Genomic DNA, 20,870 nt, shown 5'->3' on the forward strand with positions numbered 1-20,870 from the left:
AAAAACGAAGGCCGGGCTTTGCGCCCGGCCTTCCCTTCGATCTGCCTTGGGAGGGAGGCCGATCTGGTTACTGCGTATCGAGCTGCTGCTGCGGGCGCCATTTCGCCAGACGGTTCTCGATCAGCGTCATGATGTATTCGGCAACGAGTGTCACGACCATGACGAGGAGGATTGCCGCGAACATGCCGGCGGCGTCGAATGTGCCCTTGGCGATCGAGATCAGCTGGCCGATGCCGAAACGGGCGCCGACGAATTCACCGACGATGGCGCCGATGATCGCAAAGCCGAAGGAGACGTGCAGGCTCGCGAAGATCCAGCTCATCGCCGAGGGAATGACCACCGTACGGGTGACCTGCCAGTCCGAAGCGCCGAGGATGCGGGCGTTGGCGATCATGTTGCGGTCTGCCTCGCGCACGCCCTGGAAGGCGTTGGCAAAGACGACGAAGAACACCATGATGAAGGCGAGCGCCACCTTGGACGGCAGGCCGAGACCCATGATCATGATGAAGATCGGCGCCAGCACCACGCGGGGGATCGAGTTGATCGCCTTGATGTAGACCGAGAAGATATCCGACAGGAAACGGTTGCGGCCGAGGCCGATGCCGACGAAGACGCCGGTGATCGAGCCGGCGAAGAAGCCGATCAGCGCCTCTTCCATCGTCACCCAGAGATTATACCAGAGCGAGCCTTCGGTGGTTCCCTCGGTCGCCCATTCGTAAAGGCGCTCGAGAACGCCGCTCGGGCTCGAATAGAAGAACGGGTCGATCCACTGCATGTTGGAAGCGAGCTCCCACATGCCGATGACGAAGACCAGGATGGCGATCTGCCAGAAGCGCACCAGCGTGTTGCGCCGGTGCATCGCCTTCAGCGCGGAGGCTTCGATTTCGGCATCTGACGTGCCCGGGCGAAAGAGAGCGGCCGAACCGGCCTCGAGCGTGATGTGTGCCATGATATCCTCCCTCAGGCCGCTTCGCTTGCGCGGCGGTAGCTGGTCTCGACCTCTTCGCGCAGGTCTTCCCAGATCGTCTTGCAGTAATCGATGAAACTCTGCTCGTAGCGGATCTCCGATACGATGCGCGGCCGGGGAAGATCGATCGTATAGACCGACTTGACCGTGGCCGGGCCGGCGGTCAGCACATAGACCTTGTCGGCAAGCGCCACTGCCTCTTCGAGATCGTGGGTGACGAACACCACCGAAGCCTTGCGCTCCGCCCAGAGCTTGAGGAGTTCCTCGTGCATGACGGTGCGGGTCTGCACGTCGAGCGCCGAGAAAGGCTCGTCCATCAGCAGGATCTCAGGCTCGTTGATGAAGGTCTGCGCCAGCGAGACGCGCTTGCGCATGCCGCCGGAGAGCTGATGCGGATAGTGGTGCAGAAACTTCGAGAGGCCGACGCGCGCCAGCCAGTCGCGGGCGCTCTTTTCCGCCTCGGCGCGCGGCTTGCCGCGGAACAGCGGCCCGGCCATGACGTTGTCGATGACATTCTTCCAGGGAAAGAGCGCGTCGGTCTGGAACGCGAAGCCGACACGCGGGTCGATGCCGGTGATCGGCCCGCCCATCAGGCGGACTTCGCCGGCGGAGGGGCGTGCGAGGCCGGTCACGAGGTTGAGCGTCGTCGACTTGCCGCATCCGGTAGGGCCGACGACGGCGACGAACTCGCCGCGGGCGACCGTCATGTTGAAATCCCGCAGTGCCGTGAGCGACTTGCCGGTCGGCGAGACGAAGCGGCGGCTGACATTGATCAGCTCGATCGCCGGGACCTGTCTGTTGTCCTGTTGCATGGTGATACCTGAGGCGTGCTTTCAGGGCGCGCACGCAATGCCCATGATCGATCGGAGGCCGCTCCCGCTTGGGAGCCGGGAGCGGCGCGGCTGACTTACTTGACGTTCTTGACGAATTCCGTCGTGTAGGTCTTTGAAAGATCGATCTGTTTGCCCTTGACGTTCTTGGAGAATTCCGACAGCACGGCGAGCACCGTCTTCGGGCCGTCTTCCGGCATGACGCCATCGGGCGTAAACATGCCCTTGCCCTCTTCGAGAGCCTTGATGTAGCCGTCCTTGTCGCCGACATAGAAATCCTTCGGCATCTTGTCGGCGATTTCGGCGGCGGAATGCGTATTGATGTATTTCAGCGTCTTGACGAAGGCGTTGGCGAGCTTCTGCGCCTCTTCCTTATGTTCGTCGACCCAGGACGTTTCCATGTAGAGCGAGGCGGCCGGATAGGTTCCGCCGAGCGCCTTGCGGGTCGCCTCGACCGTCCGCATGTCGACGAGGACGCTCGCTTCGCCTGTCTTGATCATGCGCGAGATCGTCGGCTCCGTCGTCATGCCGGCCTGGATCTGATCCTGCTGCATCGCGGCGATGAAGGTGCCGCCGGCGCCGACGGGAATGGTGACGACATCGCCGGGCTTCAGACCAGACTTGGAGGCCATGAAGAGGGTCAGGAAATTGGTCGAGGAGCCGAGACCGGTGACGCCGAGGCTCTTGCCCTTGAAGTCGGCCGGCGACTTGATCTCCGGATGTTTGCTCGAGACCATCTCGACCTCGCCCGGCGCCTGGCTAAACTGGACGATGGATTCGACGAATTTGCCTTTGGCTTGCAGATCGACGCAATGGTCGTAGAAGCCGACGACGCCCTGGACGGCGCCTGCCAGCAGCTGATTTTCGGCATCGACGCCGGCCGCTTCGTTCAGAAGCTCGACATCGAGACCCTCGTCCTTGAAGTAGCCGAGGGATTCGGCGAGCTTGGCGGGCAGATAGATCTGCTTTTCATAGCCGCCGACCATGATGGTGATCTTGTCGGCCGCATGGGCAGCTGTTGAAGCAAAGGATGCCGCGGTCAGCAGCGCGGAAAAAGCGACGGTGTGAAAAAGGCTGCGTGAAGAACGCATGGAAAACTCCTCCTAATGGTTTACCCGCATCGTCGTCTCGCCACCTTTGACCCGTGTCTCCTCCACGATGCTGCCCTTTCCTATGACGCCGAAGCTTTCAACTAGCTTTCAGTTGCAGACGGGTAGACAGCCCGTCCGTGCCGTATGCGGATAAGGGCTGCGCAGTATCCGCCACAATAGACGCGGTGACGCAATCGGCCAGCAGATTCGCTTGCTGCGGCTGGATGAAGGATTACCTCGTGATGCCCGAAGAGCTTGCGGCGCTTGCCGCCGCCCTCAGCTGGTAAAGCTGCGCAGATCCTTCAGCAGGTTGCGATACCTCGCCTGGCTGCCGACCAGATGCTCGCGCATGGCGTTACGCGCGGCCTGATCGTCCCTGTCGGAGATAGCGACGATGATCGCTTCATGTTCGCGATGGATCAGCTTGCGGTAGGCGGTCTGCTCGGCGGTGCGGGTTTCCGGGACGAGCCGCGACTGCGGGATGATCGCCGAGCCCTGGGATTCCAGAAAGTGCTTGAACAGCGGATTGTTCGTCGCCTCGGCGATGGCGACGTGGAGTTCGAGGTCCGCCTCGCGGATGGATTGGTCCGTCTCGATGCAATGGAGGATTTTCCGGTGGCATTCGAAGATCGCCTCTTCCTGCGCCGGCGAGCGGCGGAGCGCGGCAAGTCCCGCTGCCTCGATTTCGACGGGCGTCCGGATTTCGAGCACTTCGAGATCGGAAGCGACGCGGGCCTTGTCGACCTTCCGGCCCGACAGCGCCGGGTCGGGGCTGATCACGAAAATCCCGGCACCCTGGCGCACCTCGACCAGCCCGTCGGATCGCAGCGCGGCGACGGCCTCGCGCACCACGGTTCGGCTGACGCTGTGCGTTTCGGTCAGTTCATGCTCGCTCGGAAGCTTGTCGCCGGCGGCATACTGGCCGCTCAAAATGGCTTGCCGAAGGCTTTCGCCGACCCGTGAGACCAGCGACCCCGAGCCCCTGCCGCGATCCTTCCCCTGCATAGCCACGCCTTCACCCCGCATCGGCCTTGATCCGGATGCCGGCGGCACTCCGAAATTTACGATTCATCACACATGTATGACAAATTCTCGGATCTTTCAATGGCGAGGGGCAAGTCTTCACAGCCGCCTGGTCGACTCCCCCCGCACGAATCTCGGCGTCAGGATGAAATCCCGCGGTGGTTCGGCGGCGGCCTCGGAGCTTGATATTCTTGCCAGCAGCCGCTGCGCCGCCAGTTCGCCGAGCTTTTGCGCATCCTGCACCACCATGGTGATGCGCGGCGTGATGACATTGCTCCAGGGCACGTCGTCGACCATCGCCAGGGATACGTCCTCTGGGCAGCGGAAGCCCATTTCCTGCATCACCTGCAGCGTCGCGAGCCCCATCATGTTGTTGGCGCCGATGATGGCGGTCGGCCGGTCGCGGCGGGTGAGCAGCCGCATCGCCTGCGTATGGCCGCCCGTCCTGGTATAGCCGCCCTCGGTGACCAGCGAAGGATCGACATCGACGCCGGCGGCCGCCATCGTATCCATGAAGCCCTTGAGCCGTTCGTCGGCGGTGTGCAGGCCGCTCGGGCCGGAGATGAAGGCGATGCGCCGGTGGCCGAGCTGCAGCAGGTGCTCGGTCAGGATGGTCGTCGTCAGCGGATTGTCGGAGCCGACGAAATCGCGCTCTGCACCTTCGACCTTCTGGTCGAACATCACGATCGGCGTCTTGAAGTCGCGCAGGAAGGCTGCGTATTCCGCGCCGTGGCCGTTTGTCGCCAGCGCAATACCGGCGATCTTTTGCGCTTCCATCCGCTCCAGCAGCGCCCGTTCGAGGTCGGCGCGGCCGGAGGAGTCGGCGATCAGGACGAAATAGCCGTGGTCGAGCGCCTGATGCTCGATCTCGCGGCGGATATCGCCGAAGAACATATTGCTGAGATTGGCCGACACGAAACCGATGAGCGAGCTGCGCCCGCGCGCTAGCGTCTGGGCCACCGGATCGATGCGGTAGCCGGTCGATTTGATCGCCTGCTGGATGCGGTCGAGCGTCTCGGCGCCGACCCGCTTCGGGCTGTTGAGCGCAAGCGAGACGGTCGAGATCGAAACCCCCGCCAGGCGCGCGACATCTCGTATGGTCGTCATATCTATCGAACCGGTTCTAAAGCTTTCCTTTTGTCAGATTTCTTTCGTCTGCGCAACTTATCCTCCATGATTAGCCAGAATGTGTGTCGATACAATGGGTTTCACGATTTCAGAAATTCGGCTTGACAGGCAAGGGATCAAGCAAGATGATCAATTACCGAACCGGTTCGATATGATGTCGAGCCGGAAAACAGGGAGGAGAAACCTGTGACGAGTTCGGAACGCTGGCCGGAAAAGCCTGAATCGTTAGGGGCGGGCAAGCACGCCTGGTTCAGCCATGATCGCCTTGGCATGTTCATCCATTGGGGGCTTTATGCTCTGGGGGCGCGGCATGAGTGGTTGAAGAACCGCGAAGAGCTGAACGACGACCATTATCAGCGCTATTTCGAGAATTTCGATCCCGATCTCTACGATCCCAAGGCCTGGGCGCGCCGCGCCCGGCTTGCGGGCATGAAATATGTCGTGGTGACGACCAAGCATCACGAAGGCTTCTGCCTCTGGGATAGCAAGGTCACCGATTACAAGGCGCCGAACACGCCCTGCGGCAAGGATTTGCTGACGCCGCTGGTCGAAGCGTTTCGCGCCGAAGGGCTGAAGATCGGCTTCTATTATTCGCTGCTCGACTGGCACCATCCTGACTTTCCGATCGACGTCCACCACCCCTTGCGCAACCATCCCGACGCCGAGGCGCTGAATTCAGGGCGCAACATCGCCAATTACGCCGCCTATATGCGCGAACAGGTGCGCGAGCTTCTGACCGGCTTCGGCCGCGTCGACATCATCTGGTTCGATTTCAGCTATCCCGGCCGCGAATATCGCGGCCTGCCCGGCAAGGGGCGCGCGGACTGGGAGAGCGAGCGGCTGCTGGAACTGGTGCGTGAGCTGCAGCCCGAAATCATCGTCAACAACCGACTCGACCTGCCGCCGGGCAAGCTGCCCGACGTGACGACGCCGGAGCAATATACGCCGCGCGTGGCGCCTGCCATCGCCAGCCAGGGTGTGCTCTGGGAAGCCTGCCACACCTTCAGCGGCTCCTGGGGCTATCACCGCGACGAGGACAGCTGGAAGAGCCCGGAGCAGATCATCCAGCTGCTGATCGATTCCGTCGCGCTCGGCGGCAACCTCCTGATGAATGTCGGCCCGACCGGCCGCGGCACCTTCGACGCCCGCGCCATCGCGGCGCTCGAGGTCTACCAGAACTGGATGGAGGTCAATGGGCGCTCGATCTACGGCGCCGGTCCCTCCGAATTTCCGGTGCCGGCCGGCTGCCGCTACACCCAGCGCGACAACCGCCTCTACCTGCACGTCTACAACTGGCCCTACCGCCACATTCATATCGAAGGTCTTGCCGACAGGATCGCCTATGCGCAGTTCCTGCACGATGCCAGCGAAGTGCGCTGGCTCAGCCAGACGAAAGACGTGGATTCCAATATCGGCGTGATGGTGCCGGAGGGCATGATCACGCTCGAACTGCCGGTCCGGCGACCCGACGTTACCGTCCCGGTGATCGAGATCGTCCTCAAGGCGTGAACTCGGTCGCATTCGCGTGTTCATTGCGTCATGGAGGGAGGAGAAACCCATGAAGGTTCTGAAGAAAACGCTTTTGCTTGCCGCAATCGGCGGCAGCCTCTTTGCCACAACAGCATCGGCCGAGCAGGTCAACCTGACCTGGCAGATGTGGACCGGTTCCGAGGCCGATACCAAGGGCTGGCAGCACCTGGCCGATATGGTGACCGCCAAATATCCCGATATCAAGGTAACGCTGACGACGACCGGCTGGGTCGATTACTGGACCCGCCTGCCGGTGCTGGCGGCGTCGGGCCAGCTCGCCGACATCGTTTCCATGCAGTCGCTGCGCATGCCGAATTTCTATTCGCTGCTCGAGCCTCTGAACGACCGGATCGCCGCCGACAAGTTCGATGTCGGCGCCTTTACGCCTTCGATCATCGGTGGCATGTCGGTCGACAAGCAGCTCTACGGTCTGCCTTACGACGTCGGCCCGTGGGTCATCTACTATAACCAGGATGCGCTTGAAGCCGCCGGCGTTCCGCTGCCGAAGCCGGGCTGGACGCTTGCGGAATTTACCGAGGCTGCCAAGAAGCTGACCAAGGACGGCAAATACGGCTTCGGCATCACGCCGCAGAACTATTCGGTGCTCGCTTCGGCCTGGGGCGACAAATATGTCAATGATTCAGGAGAGCTCGACCTTACCAATCAGAGCGCTATTGCCGCTGCCGACAGGGTGATCGGCTTTGCCGCCAAGGATAAGATCGCGCCGCTGGTGCCGTCGAGCGCAGATGCCGGCACGGTCATTCAGGGTCGGTTCAATTCGGGCAATGTCGCCATGTATGTCGATGGTCCCTGGTCGATCATCGGCATGAAAGACAAGGCGAAGTTCAAGATCGGCCTCACCACCCTGCCGCGCGAGGACGACAAGGACCTTGCCGCAGTCACGGCGGGCTCCGGTTTCGGTATCGCCACGACGAGCAAGAACAAGGATGCGGCCTGGAAGGCGATCCAGGTGCTGACCAGCCCCGAGGCGCTGCAATATCTCGCCGAACAGGGCCGCGCGCTGCCGGCCCGCACGGCCTCGCAATCCTCCTGGTACAAGGTGGCGGCCAAGGACATCACCAATGGCGGCGAGGCGCTCGATTATTCGCTGGCGCATTCGGTGCCCTATGTGATCACCAACAACTGGGCGGCGGTGGAAAACCTGTTCAACCAGTATTTCCCGCCGGCCTTCGGCGGCAGCGCCGACGCCAAGCAGACGATGGAGTCCATCCAAAGCCTCGCGCAGCAATAGAGCGCGGCGGCGGGATTTGCCGCGCATGGAGGAAAAGATGTCGGAAAGCGCCGTCGCCGAAATCAGCCTGCAGCCCGGGCAGCCTCGGCGCTTCCTGAAGCCGGAAACGCAGACGGCCATGCTGTTCCTGCTGCCGAGCTTCCTCGGCTTCATGATCTTCATGGCCCTGCCGATCCTGGCGTCGCTGGCGCTGTCCTTCACCAACTGGCAGCTGCTGACGACGCCGTCCTTCGTCGGCTTTCAGAATTATATCAAGCTCTTCACCGTCGATCCGGCCTTCTACACCATCCTCGGCAATACGCTGTTCTTCGCGGTCGAATATCTGGCGGTGAATATCATCGTCTCGCTGACGCTGGCGGTGTGGATATCGAGCCTCAAGCGCGGCAAGGCGATCTTCCGGGTGATCTTCTTCCTGCCGACCTTCACGCCGACGATCGCGGCCTCCGTGGTGTGGCTGCTGATCTTCACGCCGGATGGGCTGGCCGACAGCATCATCCGGTCACTCGGCCTCGGCCTGCCGAATTTCCTGCTGAGTTCCTGCTGGGCCATGCAGGCGGTCGTGCTCGTCACGCTCTGGGCCAATGTCGGCTACAACGTCGTGATGTTCAACGCCGCGCTCGACCTGGTGCCGAAGCACTATCTCGAGGCGGCGATGATCGATGGGGCAGGGCCGTGGCGGCGCTTCTGGCGTATCCGCCTGCCGCTTATCTCGCCGACGGTCTTCTTCGCCACCGTCATGACGGCCATCACCTCGCTGCAGGTTTTCGACGAGATCTTCGCCATGACGCGCGGCGGCCCGGGCTCGGCGACCGCCACTCTCGGCTTCGCCATCTACCAGAAGGGCTTCACCAATTTCCAGATGGGCTATGCCTCGGCGCTCGCCTGGGTGATGTTCGTCATGATCATGGCGCTCACCATCCTGCAGTTCCACATGCAGCGCAAATGGGTGCATTATGACGATTGACGCGACCTCACGGCATCCGCACTCCCAGTCCCGGAACCGGCACCGCATCCTGCGGCGCATCGGCACCTTCTTCAGCTATGCCGGCCTTTCGCTGGTCGCGCTGCTCTTCCTCTTTCCGTTCTTCTGGATGGTGTCGAATGCGGTGCGCTCCAATACCGAAGTGCTGGCCGTGCCGGTGCGCATCCTGCCTGAGGAATATCAGTGGGGCAATTTCGTCGAGGCGCTGGTTTCGCTGCCCTTCGGCACCTTCCTGATGAATTCCTTCATCGTCGCCTGCGGTGTGACCGCGATCGTACTCGTGGTTTCCTGCCTCTCGGCCTATGCTTTCGCGCGCCTGCGGTTTCCCGGACGGGAAGGGCTGCTGCTCACCTATCTCAGCACGCTGATGATCCCGCAGGTGATGCTGGTCATCCCGCTCTTCCTGGTCGTCAGCAAGCTCGGCTGGATCAACACCTATCACGGGATGATCCTGCCGGTCGCCTTCTCCTCTTTCGGCACCTTCCTGCTGCGGCAGTTCATCCTCGGCATTCCAAAGGATCTCGACGAGGCGGCGATGATGGACGGGGCGTCGCGCCTGCGCATCCTGGTCACCGTCATCGTGCCGCTCGCCATGCCGGCGATCGGCCTGCTCTCGCTCTTCACTTTCATCGCCCAGTGGAAGAGCTTCCTCTGGCCGCTGATCGCTACCAGCGGCCTCGACAAAGCCACGCTGCCGCTCGGGCTCACCTTGTTCCAGACGCAGCAAGGCACCTCCTGGAATTACATCATGGCCGGCGCGACAATATCCATGGTGCCGGGCGTCATTCTTGCCATCGTGCTGCAGAGGGTGATCTACAAGGGCATCACCGTCGGCTCCGGTTTCGGCGGACGCTGATATTTAAAAACAAAGACTTGATGCCGTCACTTCAAATCCGGCTTGACCTGTTTCAAGTCCAGCCGTGCGCCGCTGCAAGATTCCTATTCCCCGCGTTACTTCTCGTTTCCGCGCGCAAAGTAAAATTTAACCATGATTTGAAATAACGCATTCATATCCGAATCGCATAGGGGATTTCATGAAAACCGCGACGCTTGCATCCATCGCCTTGGCGATATCGGTCTCTGTTGCCAATGCGCAGACGATCGGGGTTTCGATGACCAATCTCGACAAGTTCAGAGAGATGCTTGTGAACGGCGTCGTCTCGCACGGGAAGACGATATCAGGCCTCAAGCTCGTCACCCAGAATGCCAATGGCGACAATGAGCTGCAGAAGAAGCAGGTTCAGCAGTTCGTCGCCGACAAGGTCGATGCCATTATCATGATGCTGTCTGATGGCGATCTCGGGCCGCAAATGACCAAGATCGCAGCGGATGCCGGCATTCCGCTGATCTACATCAACACGACACCCTCCAATCTCTTGGACTTGCCGGACAATCAGGTCGTTGTCGCCTCCGATGAGAAAGACTCCGGTACGCTGGAGACGAAGCAAGTATGCTCTCTCCTCAAGGGCAAGGGCCGCGTCGTCGTACTGATGGGCGAGGTTTTCCATGTGGCCGCCCGCACCCGCACCCAGGACATCGCCGATGTCATCGCGACGCCGGAATGCAAAGGCCTTGAGATCGTCGAGCAACAGGCGGCCTATTGGTCGCGCGATTATGCCGATCAGCAGATGCAGGAATGGCTGGCGGCCGGCGTCAAGTTCGACGCCGTCATCGCCAACAATGACGAGATGGCGCTCGGTGCGATCCGCGCCATGAAGAAGGCCAATATCCCGATGAAGGACGTCGTCGTCGCCGGCGTCGACGCCACCGACGATGCACTCGCCGCGATGGTGGCCGGCGATCTCGACGTGACCATTCTCCAGAGCGCCGTCGGGCAGGGTGCCGCCGCCGTCGAGGCTGCCGTCAAGCTCGTCAAGAAGGAGAAGGTGCCGCGCGAAAACAACGTGCCCTTCGAGCTCGTCACCCCTGAGAACATTGCGCAATACCTGCCGAAGAGCCAGTGAGCATAAGAGGCCTATGATGTTGCATTTCTGGAATAAATTCGGCATTCGCGCGCAGATCACCGCAGGCTTCGTGCCGTTGATCCTGCTGATGAGCCTGCTGACCGTCAGCGCGATCTCCGGCATGAACGGGCTCGCCGCGATCTTCGCCTCCTATCGCGCCACGGCCGGTCAGAGCCTCGCCATCTCGGATTACAGCGAGAAACTGCACGAGATCCAGATGTCGGCGGAAGCCTTCCGCACCACGCCGACGCAGGCCGTCGTCGACAGCTTCCGCGCCGGTGTGAAGGCATTCGAGGCGGACGATCCGCGTTTTGCCGGCAACAAGGACCTGCAATCCGGTCTTGCGGTCATCCGCCAGGATATCGCCGCCTATGGCAAGGCCTTCGAGCAGATCGTTTCCCTTCAGGCCCGTCGCGACCTGCTGATCTCCAAGGTCACCGAATTCGGTCCCTGGACCAGCATCGCGCTCAACGATGTCATGCGCAGCGCCTGGCGGCAGAACGATGTCGCCTTGCTGCACATGACGGGAGCGACGCTGGAAGCCCTGAACCGCAGCCTCTATTTCTCCGAACGCTTCGTGCATTCCGAGGATTTTGCCGCTTACGAAACGGCTCAGGCAGCACTCGCCGAAGCCGTGGCACTCAACGATGCCGCCGCCAAGGCCGCGAAGGACGAGCTGCAGAAGAAGCGCTTGATGGGCGCCGGCCAGCTGATGCAGAACTACACCGCCCGTCTCGGCGATATGAAGGAAGTGCTGCAGGCTTCCGGCAATATCCGCCAGACGCAGCTTGGAGTGCTCGCCCCGAAAATATCAGGCGAATTTAGGGATTTGCAGGCCACCGTTACCGGCGCCCAGAAGAATCTCGACGGTTCGGTCGAAGCAACCGTTGCCTCCGCGACGAGCGCGACGCTTGTTATCAGCGGCTTGCTGATCGTCATCGGGCTCGTGCTCTCCTATTTTGTCGGCCGCTTGATTTCCTCGGCGGTGCGCGGGATGGCGCAGTCCATGGAGCAGCTCGCCCGTGGCGACGATGCGATCGTCATCACCGGCGTCGAGCATCGCCACGAGCTTGGGGGCATGGCGCGTTCGCTGAAGGTTTTCCAGGAGACCGGACGCGCCAAGCTGATCGCCGAAGCCAATGCCGAACGCGCCCGCCTCGCTGCCGAAGAAGAGCGGCTGCGCCAGGAAGCCGAGCGGCTTAGCGATGCGCAGGTGATGGAGCATGCGTTCCGGCAGATTTCCGTCGGCCTCGACGCGCTGTCGAAGGGCGATCTCACCGTCCGCGTCGGCGAAGTCGACCATCGCTATGTCAGGATCAGGGATCACTTCAACAATTCGGTCGCGAGCCTCGAGGAAGCGGTCGACTCCGTCATTCGCGCGGTTGCCACCATCCGGTCCGGCCTTGCGGAAATCTCCACTGCCTCCAACGATCTTGCCCGCCGCACCGAGCAGCAGGCAGCGTCGCTGGAGGAAACGGTCGCGGCGCTGGGTGACGTGACCCGCGGCGTCAACGGCACGGCCGAGGGCGCCAGCCGCGCTCAGGCTGTCGTGGCGACGGCCCGCACTAACGCCGAAAAGGGCGGCGAGATCGTCTCGCGCGCCATTGCCGCGATGACGGAAATCCAGAACTCATCGTCGAAGATCGGCAACATCATCAGCGTCATCGACGAGATCGCCTTCCAGACCAACCTGCTGGCGCTGAATGCCGGCGTCGAAGCGGCGCGCGCCGGTGATGCCGGCAAGGGCTTTGCCGTCGTCGCCCAGGAAGTCCGCGAGCTCGCCCAGCGCTCCGCCAACGCGGCACGGGAGATCAAGGAACTGATCTCCACCTCCTCGGCGCAGGTCAAGACCGGCGTTGAACTGGTCGGCGAATCCGGCCTCTCGCTCGAACAGATCGTCGAGCAGGTCACCGCCATGAACGCGACCGTGGCCGAGATCGCCGTTGCCGCCCGCGAGCAGGCCACCAGCCTGCGTGAAGTCTCGGCCGCCGGCGACCAGATGGACAAGGTGACCCAGCAGAACGCCGCGATGGTCGAGGAAACCACGGCCGCCGCCCAGAGCCTGACGCACGAGACCGAAAGCCTCGCCGAGCTGCTGCGCCGGTTCAGGACCAGCAGCGGCCGGGCATCGGACCACCACCGCCATTACGCCATGGCGTCCTGACCGCCGGAGCTATCATCATAGCCAACGGCTCAATGCGAACGTTCTCCGGAGGCGGCGACGCCTTCGGACATCGCTTCAAAGTGTTCCGAACTGCACCTGCAGCTTCCCGGACCGGCCGGCGCGGTAGAGGCCGGCGACGGCTTCAGGCAGCTTCTCGAAACCCTCCACGAGGTTGGTGACCGGTTTCAGTCTTCCTGCGAACATCAGCCGTGAAAGATCATCCTCGGCTTTCAGGCGTTCATGGGCGAAGTCGGTGACCATCCAGGCTTCGGCCTTGATATTGCGCCGGCGCAAGATTTCTTCGACCTCTTCGGAAATGCCCATCATTCGGCGTATCGTAGGCGCAGGCGCTCCGGCTGCCGGACTTTCGCCGTAGAGCGAGGCCGCCGAGCCGTAGGAGAACATGCGGCCGTTCATGTTCAGCCGTTTGAGGACGGCCTCGGTGACGCGCCCGCCGACCCCGTCCGAGAAGAAGTCGATGCCTTGAGGGAAGCGGCTTTGCAGCTCGGCATCAAGATCATCGGCCTTGTAGTCGATGCAGTCGTCGATCTCCAGCGTATCAACGATCCAGCCGCACCGGTCTGCCCCACCCGCGAAGCCGATGACCCGTGAGCCTGCAATTTTCGCCAGCTGCGCCGCGATTGATCCCACCGAGCCACTCGTGCCCGCTACGGCGACCTGATCGCGCGGCATTAGCGGCCCGCATTCGCGCAGGCCGAAATAGGCAGTCAGGCCTGATGTGCCGAGCACATTCATCAGTACCGAGGGCGACCACATTTTGACGAGTGCGGGCCTGAATGCATAAAGGAAGGGCGAGCTGGTGCCGTTGGCTGTTTTCACCAGCTCGCTGACCGCAGGGTAGCCGACCGCAGCGTCAGTGCTCGATACCAGCTGGTATTCTTGCCACCCGGCCTGGCAATGGATCACGTCGCCTTCGTTGAACACCGGATCGCGCGACTTCACGACGACGGCGCAGGCGAAGTTCGTGGAGTCGGTCGAACCGACTTTCGTGCCACCGGCAGCCATACGTTTGCGTGTGGCGGAATGGATGTTGGCAAGCAGGACCCGCACAAGCGCCTGTCCTGGCGCTGGCTCGGGTAGAGGTACCTCCCGCAGCTCGAAGTGGCTCGGCTCAAGCGATCCTTCAAGCGGTTTTGCAAGCACCCACTGGCGAAATGTCTCGGCCAAATCTGATCTCTTTTGTTACTGCGTTTCTGAATTGCGGCAGCAGGTCCGCATGCCACGAGAAACGAGGATGCTCGTTCGAAGCGGTGAATGGGAGCAGCGTAGCGGGTGCTATATTTTGCGTCCAATGAATGATACGCATTAGCGTTATGCAGAAAACGGATTTTCGTAATGTCGACCTGAACCACCTTGTCGTGCTGCGTCTGCTGCTGGAAACACGCAGCGTGACCCTCACCGCGAAGCGGCTCAATATGAGCCAACCGGCCGTAAGCCGTGCACTGGCAAGGCTTCGCATGCTGCTCGGTGACAAGATTCTGCTGAAAGGAAAGTCCGGAATGACGCCGACGGCTCGGGCCGAAAGCCTGATTGATCCGCTCGCGAGCTTGCTCAATCAGTTAGAGAGCTTCGTTGCGCCATCTGCGTTCGATCCCGGAACCACGCAGCGCCTGTTTCGCATTGCCATGACGGATCACGCCGCGATCATCATGCTTCCCAGCCTGATGTCCATGTTCGCTCAGGAGGCGCCGAATGCGGTCATCGAGATCGTGCCGTTCACAAACGACACGTTCGTGCAGCTCGGAAGCGGACATATCGACCTTATCCTCTATACCGATCATCCGGTCCCGGAGGGGCTGATGACCCGCTCGCTGTTTGAAGAAAGACTGATCTGCTTGATGAGCACACGCCACCCGCTGCTTGCCGGGCGCGAGAACGGATCTCAGCGGAGTTTGACCCCCGAGGAGTTTCTCGCCTACCCGCACGCACTTGTGAGCGTTCCGGGCCTGCCCAGGAGCCATGTGGATGAGGTGCTTGCCAGGCAAGGCCTGGAGCGGCGTATCGCTCTCAGGCTCCCTTATTTCGCTACCGCCGCGTTCGTCTGCGCGGCGTCCGACCTTATCGTCGTGCTGCCGAGCCGGGTAGCATCCACGCTCGCAGCCGGCAGAGACTTGACACTTGTCGAGCCACCGCTGGAATTACGCGAATTCGGCTACCGGATGGTGTGGCATAGGCGCGTCCACGAAGACCCCGGAGCGATTTGGTTGCGGGACCTTGTAGCAGCAAGCGTTCGAAGTTTGTAAGGTTCCACGGATGCGATCACAGCATGCGCTGGGGGCGACATCGAAATCTTCGGGACTGGGAGGATGCATCCTGTCATGAAGGTGCTTTCGCACAAGAAGCGATGGCAGGGGGCACAGGCGCAAGCGGTTGACGTCGCGTCAGTGGCTTCCGGATGTCGGGCCGTGCGGTGTGCCGGCGATGCTTCTGCGGACATGGCGAACCGCGGTCCAGACGGCGAAGAGCACGAGTGGGATGGCGCCGAGAACGGCGAGCTTCGTCACATGAGGGTCGACACCCAAGGCGGAGATGCTTTCGAGGCTGATCTTCGCCAGGCCAATAGTATAATAGGTGATGGCGATGACCGAAAAGCCTTCGACCGCCTGCTGGATATGCACCTGGATGCGCGCGCGCTCTTCCATCGAGGTCAGCAATGAGGCGTTCTGATCTTCGAGCTGAACCTGCACGGTGGTCCTGAGCAGGTCTCCGGCCAGGCTGACGCGTTCGGCCAGTTCGTCGAGGCGCCGTTCTGCCGCATAGACCGAGCGGACAGCCGGTTGGAAGCGCCGGTCGATGAACGTACCCAGCCTCTGCCTTTGTTCGACCCGCTCTTCTCGAAGCTCCGACAGCCTGCTCGCCACGATCTCGGCATAGGCTTTCGTCGCGCCGAAGCGGTGGCGGGCAAGTGCGGAGAAGTTGAGCACATCGGAGGAGAGCCTCGTCACCTCCGATAACAGCGCCTTGTCGACTTTGACGGCGCTCTGCATATGGACGATCAGGAGATCGAGGCGCTGGTCGAAGGCGGAAAGCTTCGACACGGTCTCGCGCGCCATCGGCAACGCCAACAGCGCCATCATCCGATATGTCTCGATTTCCAGGAAACGCCGGACCATGCGGCCGGTGCGATAGGCGTTGAGGTTGCGGTTGAAGAACAGGAACTCGAGGAAGCCGCTGTCGGTCAGTCGAAAGTTCGAATGCACCTCGGCGTCGCCGCCGCCGACCCGCGAAGCGACATAGTCGAGCTTGGGTTTTTCCAGGATGCGCCCGTCCTTTTCGTCGCGCACCAGCACGCGCACGGCCGCGATGACCTTGCCGCCAATCTGGCTGCAGCAGGCTCGAAAGGCTTCCGGCGGGTTGCTGCCGGGTTCGGCCGATGCCGGCACGACGAAGGTGAGGGTCAGGAACTCGGTATGGGCTTCCCATTTCAGCCGGCCGTCGCCGACGCGGCCGATGCCGTGGTTGCCCTCGCCGGTCGTGGTCACATCTTCCAATCCCGGCAGGGAACCGGGCAGCGAGGGAGGGCCGTTCTCGCCGACGATGGCGACGTGCCAGACATCGGTGTCGCCATCGAAATAAAGCGACGGGCGCGCATGGAGCTCGTTGTGAAGTTCCCTTCGCAGCGGATGCTCGGAGCCGAGTGGCATGGAGATGCACCTCAATGGGCTGGACTGCCGCCGGTTTGCCGGCTTCAGTAAGTTGAGCCTGACGCCGGCGCGCCGCGCAGGCCGACACGCCTATAGCCGCTCGCGAAGTCCGTGTCACGACACCAAAGAACCATCCCTCCTATCCGCGCCGATCTGCCGCGGCGGCTAGCTGATCGACAGAGGCGGCCAAAAACGATCAGCCACGGCCTGTTGCGAGGCCGTGGCTGATGCAGCGCGCAATCTGTGGGAGACAGGCGCGGCCGGTTACTTGTTGGCGGCGAGCGCCACGTTGACCTTGTCGACGTCCGCGCTCATCGCCTTGAACGTGTCTTCAAGGGAAAGTTCGCCGACGATCAGCTGGCTCATCCGCTGGACGATGAGCTGATAGATGGCGGACGAGCCCTTGAGGCGTTCGAGGTCGCGGGCTGCCTTCGGCGCGCTGTTGCGGGCCGAAAGGAAGACGGCCATGGCGTCCTTGGCATTCTGGCTCTCGAGCTTGTACTGCGGATCCTTGATGTCGGCGCCGGTCAGGATGACGTAGTTTTCGGCGATTTCACGCTGGATCTTTTCCGAGCCGAGGAACTCGATGAAAGCGGCGACAGCCTCAGGATGCTTGGTGCGCTTGAAGCCGACGATCGCGGTACCACCAGGCATCGCATAGCAACCGGCATCGCCGCAGGGCGCGCTGATCGCCGTCCAGTCGAAGGCGTCGCCGATCTTCTTCTGGAACGGATTGACCATCCAGTTGCCGGCGAGATAGGTCACGACATTGCCGTTGACGAACTCGTCACCCATGTTCTTGTACTGGGTTCCGCCGGCAGCACCCCACATTTCCTTCGGGAAAGAGCCGTCCTTCGTCCAGTTGTAGAGATCGGTGATGTAGTGCTTGGCGGCATCGTCCGGGAACGAGAACTTGCCGTCCTTGACGTAGTTCGAGCCGTAGGAGAAGGCCCCGCCGGAGAAGCGGTGGCCCGAGCGGTCCATCGTGAAGGGGATCTGAGCGCCGGTCGCCTTGGCGACGCGAGCGGAAGCTTCGACGATGTCCTTCAGCGTGGCGGTCGGCTTCGGAAGCGGTTCTTTCGCCTGCTCGAACAGCGTCTTGTTGACGAAGGGCAGGTTGAAGGTCTGCGACGCGACATAGCCGTTGATCGAATTCGGATCGTTGACGCCGGGGAAGCGAAGCGTGTTCAGGCTGTCGCCGTGCAGCTTGGCGAAGCCGTCGGGATCTTTCATCAGCGGGCGCATGTCGAGGTAATAGGGCGCCAGCTGCCAGTCGGTGATCTTGGCGATGTCGGGACCTTCGCCGATGGCGAGCTGCACCGGCAGCTGCTTGGCGACGGCATCATAACCCGACGAGACGAAGTTCACCTTGATGTCGGGATGCGCGGTCTCGAATTCCTTGCTCAGCGCTTCCATCCGCTCGACGTAAGCCTGGTCGTCGTCGGTGAAGAGAAAGGTGATCGTCTGGGTTTCGGCCATGGCCACGCTGGACCAGGCGAAAGAAACGGTGGCCAGCGCCAGTGCGAAAGCCCCTGAGAGATAGGTTTTCATTTTCATCCTCCCATGAAAACATTTTCATCAATCGCGGCATCAGCCATCGATAAGTGAATTTCATATACTTGACATTCGTCCCGTCAAGCTATTTTCTAAGCGAATAGCGATGTTTTTGAGCAATTTTCAGAAATAACGCGCCAAAATCACCTAATGAAAATATTTTCATAGGATTGCGGAGGAGGCGATCTGTGAAAACGGAAAGCATCAAGCAGCCGGACGACATGGCGCCAGCATACGGCGTGGCCGAGGGGCAGACGATCACGGCATGGGCCGTTTCCGCCCTCATCGAGCGCTATTTTCCCGGCGAACCGGCCCCGGCCGAAGATCGCGTGAACTATCGTTTCATCAACGGTTTCGTCGATGTCGGCGACCTGCCGTGCCGCAAGGCCTTCTGGTCCAGCATGGTCGGGCGGGCGCTGGAGCCGGACACGTCCTGGCCGACCGAAAGCCTCTATCTTCCCGGTTCGAACCGCCGCGTCGAGTTTACCAGCTTCTGGCATGTGCCGACCCATGTGCAACGATGGCTGAAGGGCACGTTCAGGACGGAAGCCCCGCGCACACTCAAACTCGCGCTGAAGACCTGCGGCGGTGTCCGCATCTGGGTCAACGGGCAGGAAGCCGTGCGTTTCGAGCCCTTCAAGCGCAACGTCGAAAGCGCAACCGAGATAGCGCTGCGGCTGGACGCCGGCGACAACGAAATTCTCGTCCATACCGAAGATCTCGCCGAACGCGACACCACCTGGTTCTTCGAGCTCGAAATGCTGGACAAGGAGCCGCTCTGCGTGCTGCTGCCGGTAGCACTCGATCAGGACGAGGTGCGCGAACTGGAAGCGCTTTCGCGTGGGGTGCGCCCGGCGCGCGACGTCTTCGTCAACCAGCCGCTGGAGATCATCTTCGACACGGCGCCCGAGCGCGACCTGCCGGTCGAACTCAAGGTCGTCGGCCATGGCCATGAGCGGCCCGTTCTCGTCCATTCGAAACTAACGCTGCGTGCCCATCAGGGCCGGCTGATCGCGGAGGATGTCTGCGGCATTGCGGATGGTTATCACGGCATCCACATGACGATCGGCTCCGGGCCAGGCTCGGTCACCCGCGTCATCGATGCCGCCTTCATGAGTAGCCTTTCGCCATTGCCGGCAGAGGCATCGCTTGCCGCCCGCAAGCGCCAGGCGCTGGAATATAGCGCCCGCTTCGGCGCCAACCGCGCTGGGCGGCTGATCGCGATGATGGAAACCGGCCATCTCGATCCGGAAAGCTTCGACCGCATCGTCGACGCGACGCTCGCCTCCATCGATGCGCGCGAGGATTGCTCCGATTTCATCATGGTGCCGCTCCTGTGGCTGCTCGGCGCCTATGGCGACCGGATGCCGGAGGCGACGGTCGAACGCATCCGCCGTTCGGTCCTCTCCTACCGCTACTGGGTCGACGAGCCGGGCAATGACGCGATGTGGTTCTGGAGCGAGAACCATGTGCTCTGCTTTCATACCAGCCAGCTTTTGGCCGGGCTTCTCTTGCCGGACGCGATCTTTTCGGCCTCGGGCCGCACGGGACGGCAGCAGGCGGAACTCGCCGTCGAGCGGCTCGGGCGCTGGTTCGACAGCGTCGAGGCCCATGGCCTGGCGGAGTGGAATTCGGCCGCCTATTATCCGATCGATTTCATCGGTCTCCTGGCGCTGGAGCGCTGGGCAGAGAGCGGGATTGCCGATCGCGCCCGCGGTCAGATCGACCTCATCTTCCGCATGATCGCCCTTCATACACTGGCCGGCGTTCCGGCCGGCTCCCAGGGGCGCGCTTACGACAAGGAGCTGCGCGCCGGCCCGCTGACCGAGCTTGCCCCCTTCGCCCAGGTGGCCTTCGGCACCGGCTGGCTCAACAACGGCGTTGCGGCACTGACGATGTTCTGCGCCGGCGATTATGAGCCGCCGGCCGATCTCGCCGAGCTGGCTTCGCTGTCGCGGGGGAGAAGCGTCGAGGCGCGCTACAGCCAGGGGCTGGAGAGCGGAAAGCTCGTGCTCTTCAAGAACGAGGCGGCGCAGCTTTCGACGGTCGTAGATCACAAGACCGGCCGGAAGGGGCACCAGCAGCACGTCCTCGACATCAAGCTGGCCGGCCATCCGATGGCGAGGCTATGGGTCAATCATCCCGGCGAGGACGATCCGTGGGGCAATCAAAGGCCGTCCTACTGGGCCGGCAACGGCATCCTGCCGCGGGTTGCCCAGCATCGCGATATCGCCCTGCTGATCGAGGACACAAGCGACGCGCGGCATGCATGGACGCATGCCTATATCGGCCGCGACGGTCTCGACGATCTCATCGTCGAAGACAAATGGCTGATCGCCCGGTCGGGCAGGGGATTTGCAGCCCTCTGGGCGTCTAACGGCCTGGAACTGATCGCCGATGGGCCGACCGCCGGCCGCGAGGCGCGCTCCTACGGGCCGCTCGGCGGCTGGGCGGCCATCGTCGGATGCGGCAATGGCGACGCCTTCAAGGCCTTCCTCGAACGCCTTTGCCAGACAACGGTTGCCTTCGACCCTGCGCGCCGCCTGCTGACGCTGACGCCGCCGGGTGGCGCGGCGCTCTCTCTTTCCTATGCCGACGGCCTTTCCATCGGCGGCAAGCCCCGGCCGTTCACCCATGATCAGCCGCACCCGATCCTCACCCACGACAGTGCTGCCTCCGGCGCCGGCACTGACGGACCCTTCTATTCCTGAAACATAGGT

At 62.1% G+C, this 20,870-nt stretch carries 16 protein-coding genes; 8 read left to right on the forward strand and 8 right to left on the reverse strand.

Translation table 11 applies throughout. The features are described from left to right. Positions 1 to 67: 67 nt before the first annotated feature. The 5 genes from CO655_RS09520 to CO655_RS09540 form a co-directional block, all read right to left on the reverse strand. On the reverse strand, positions 68 to 949 hold the full coding sequence (locus CO655_RS09520) for an ABC transporter permease (protein WP_097607784.1): 882 nt from the start codon (positions 947 to 949) through the stop codon (positions 68 to 70). 11 nt (positions 950 to 960) lie between these two features. Continuing rightward, entirely contained in the window at positions 961 to 1,779 is an 819-nt protein-coding gene (locus CO655_RS09525) for an ABC transporter ATP-binding protein (RefSeq protein ID WP_097664456.1), read from the reverse strand. A gap of 95 nt (positions 1,780 to 1,874) precedes the next feature. Next, entirely contained in the window at positions 1,875 to 2,888 is a 1,014-nt protein-coding gene (locus CO655_RS09530; protein ID WP_097664458.1) for an ABC transporter substrate-binding protein, read from the reverse strand. A 276-nt stretch (positions 2,889 to 3,164) separates the two neighbouring features. Then, positions 3,165 to 3,893: a FadR/GntR family transcriptional regulator gene (locus tag CO655_RS09535; protein ID WP_088675663.1), complete on the reverse strand. Its 729-nt coding sequence runs from the start codon at positions 3,891 to 3,893 to the stop codon at positions 3,165 to 3,167. 117 nt (positions 3,894 to 4,010) lie between these two features. Continuing rightward, entirely contained in the window at positions 4,011 to 5,018 is a 1,008-nt protein-coding gene (locus CO655_RS09540) for a LacI family DNA-binding transcriptional regulator (RefSeq protein ID WP_010030799.1), read from the reverse strand. A gap of 207 nt (positions 5,019 to 5,225) precedes the next feature. Here CO655_RS09540 and CO655_RS09545 point away from each other — a divergent pair, with 207 nt between their 5' ends. From CO655_RS09545 to CO655_RS09570, 6 genes are all read left to right on the forward strand, one after another. After that, positions 5,226 to 6,548, forward strand: a complete 1,323-nt coding sequence (locus tag CO655_RS09545; protein WP_097664459.1) for an alpha-L-fucosidase — start codon at positions 5,226 to 5,228, stop codon at positions 6,546 to 6,548. 49 nt (positions 6,549 to 6,597) lie between these two features. Continuing rightward, on the forward strand, positions 6,598 to 7,821 hold the full coding sequence (locus CO655_RS09550) for a sugar ABC transporter substrate-binding protein (protein ID WP_097664460.1): 1,224 nt from the start codon (positions 6,598 to 6,600) through the stop codon (positions 7,819 to 7,821). 37 nt (positions 7,822 to 7,858) lie between these two features. Continuing rightward, positions 7,859 to 8,785 (forward strand): sugar ABC transporter permease, encoded by a 927-nt coding sequence (locus tag CO655_RS09555; RefSeq protein ID WP_097664461.1) that lies wholly within the window; start codon positions 7,859 to 7,861, stop codon positions 8,783 to 8,785. Then, complete coding sequence (locus tag CO655_RS09560) at positions 8,775 to 9,659, forward strand: carbohydrate ABC transporter permease (protein ID WP_010032110.1); 885 nt, start codon at positions 8,775 to 8,777, stop codon at positions 9,657 to 9,659. The genes CO655_RS09555 and CO655_RS09560 overlap by 11 nt, the downstream gene beginning before the upstream one ends. Before the next feature lie 178 nt (positions 9,660 to 9,837). Then, a complete protein-coding gene (locus tag CO655_RS09565; protein ID WP_097607778.1) occupies positions 9,838 to 10,767 on the forward strand; it encodes a substrate-binding domain-containing protein in 930 nt (309 codons plus the stop codon). 16 nt (positions 10,768 to 10,783) lie between these two features. After that, positions 10,784 to 12,931 (forward strand): methyl-accepting chemotaxis protein, encoded by a 2,148-nt coding sequence (locus CO655_RS09570; RefSeq protein WP_097664541.1) that lies wholly within the window; start codon positions 10,784 to 10,786, stop codon positions 12,929 to 12,931. A 75-nt stretch (positions 12,932 to 13,006) separates the two neighbouring features. On the opposite strand, the gene CO655_RS09575 is transcribed toward CO655_RS09570, so the two are convergent. After that, complete coding sequence (locus tag CO655_RS09575) at positions 13,007 to 14,119, reverse strand: NADP-dependent oxidoreductase (RefSeq protein ID WP_097664462.1); 1,113 nt, start codon at positions 14,117 to 14,119, stop codon at positions 13,007 to 13,009. A 146-nt stretch (positions 14,120 to 14,265) separates the two neighbouring features. Here CO655_RS09575 and CO655_RS09580 point away from each other — a divergent pair, with 146 nt between their 5' ends. After that, positions 14,266 to 15,195: a LysR family transcriptional regulator gene (locus CO655_RS09580; RefSeq protein WP_176539230.1), complete on the forward strand. Its 930-nt coding sequence runs from the start codon at positions 14,266 to 14,268 to the stop codon at positions 15,193 to 15,195. A gap of 138 nt (positions 15,196 to 15,333) precedes the next feature. Here CO655_RS09580 and CO655_RS09585 read toward each other — a convergent pair whose 3' ends face one another. After that, positions 15,334 to 16,596, reverse strand: a complete 1,263-nt coding sequence (locus CO655_RS09585; protein ID WP_097664464.1) for a DUF3422 domain-containing protein — start codon at positions 16,594 to 16,596, stop codon at positions 15,334 to 15,336. Between the two features lie 264 nt (positions 16,597 to 16,860). Further along, on the reverse strand, positions 16,861 to 18,147 hold the full coding sequence (locus tag CO655_RS09590) for an ABC transporter substrate-binding protein (protein ID WP_097664466.1): 1,287 nt from the start codon (positions 18,145 to 18,147) through the stop codon (positions 16,861 to 16,863). A gap of 191 nt (positions 18,148 to 18,338) precedes the next feature. Between CO655_RS09590 and CO655_RS09595 the strand changes: the two genes are divergently transcribed. Then, positions 18,339 to 20,861 carry a hypothetical protein gene (locus tag CO655_RS09595; RefSeq protein WP_097664467.1) on the forward strand — a complete coding sequence of 841 codons (2,523 nt, stop codon included), beginning with the start codon at positions 18,339 to 18,341 and terminating at the stop codon, positions 20,859 to 20,861. Positions 20,862 to 20,870: the final 9 nt, after the last annotated feature.

This window comes from Rhizobium sp. M1 (assembly GCF_002531805.1).
GTDB classification, from domain to species: Bacteria; Pseudomonadota; Alphaproteobacteria; order Rhizobiales; family Rhizobiaceae; genus Rhizobium; species Rhizobium etli_C.

Bases quoted from the DNA above. Each gene is read 5' to 3' on its own strand.
- CO655_RS09520 (WP_097607784.1), bottom strand. From the start codon at position 949: ATGGCACACATCACGCTCGAGGCCGGTTCGGCCGCTCTCTTTCGCCCG.
- CO655_RS09525 (WP_097664456.1), bottom strand. From the start codon at position 1,779: ATGCAACAGGACAACAGACAGGTCCCGGCGATCGAGCTGATCAATGTC.
- CO655_RS09530 (WP_097664458.1), bottom strand. From the start codon at position 2,888: ATGCGTTCTTCACGCAGCCTTTTTCACACCGTCGCTTTTTCCGCGCTG.
- CO655_RS09535 (WP_088675663.1), bottom strand. From the start codon at position 3,893: ATGCAGGGGAAGGATCGCGGCAGGGGCTCGGGGTCGCTGGTCTCACGG.
- CO655_RS09540 (WP_010030799.1), bottom strand. From the start codon at position 5,018: ATGACGACCATACGAGATGTCGCGCGCCTGGCGGGGGTTTCGATCTCG.
- CO655_RS09550 (WP_097664460.1), top strand. From the start codon at position 6,598: ATGAAGGTTCTGAAGAAAACGCTTTTGCTTGCCGCAATCGGCGGCAGC.
- CO655_RS09555 (WP_097664461.1), top strand. From the start codon at position 7,859: ATGTCGGAAAGCGCCGTCGCCGAAATCAGCCTGCAGCCCGGGCAGCCT.
- CO655_RS09560 (WP_010032110.1), top strand. From the start codon at position 8,775: ATGACGATTGACGCGACCTCACGGCATCCGCACTCCCAGTCCCGGAAC.
- CO655_RS09565 (WP_097607778.1), top strand. From the start codon at position 9,838: ATGAAAACCGCGACGCTTGCATCCATCGCCTTGGCGATATCGGTCTCT.
- CO655_RS09570 (WP_097664541.1), top strand. From the start codon at position 10,784: ATGTTGCATTTCTGGAATAAATTCGGCATTCGCGCGCAGATCACCGCA.
- CO655_RS09580 (WP_176539230.1), top strand. From the start codon at position 14,266: ATGCAGAAAACGGATTTTCGTAATGTCGACCTGAACCACCTTGTCGTG.
- CO655_RS09585 (WP_097664464.1), bottom strand. From the start codon at position 16,596: ATGCCACTCGGCTCCGAGCATCCGCTGCGAAGGGAACTTCACAACGAG.
- CO655_RS09590 (WP_097664466.1), bottom strand. From the start codon at position 18,147: ATGAAAACCTATCTCTCAGGGGCTTTCGCACTGGCGCTGGCCACCGTT.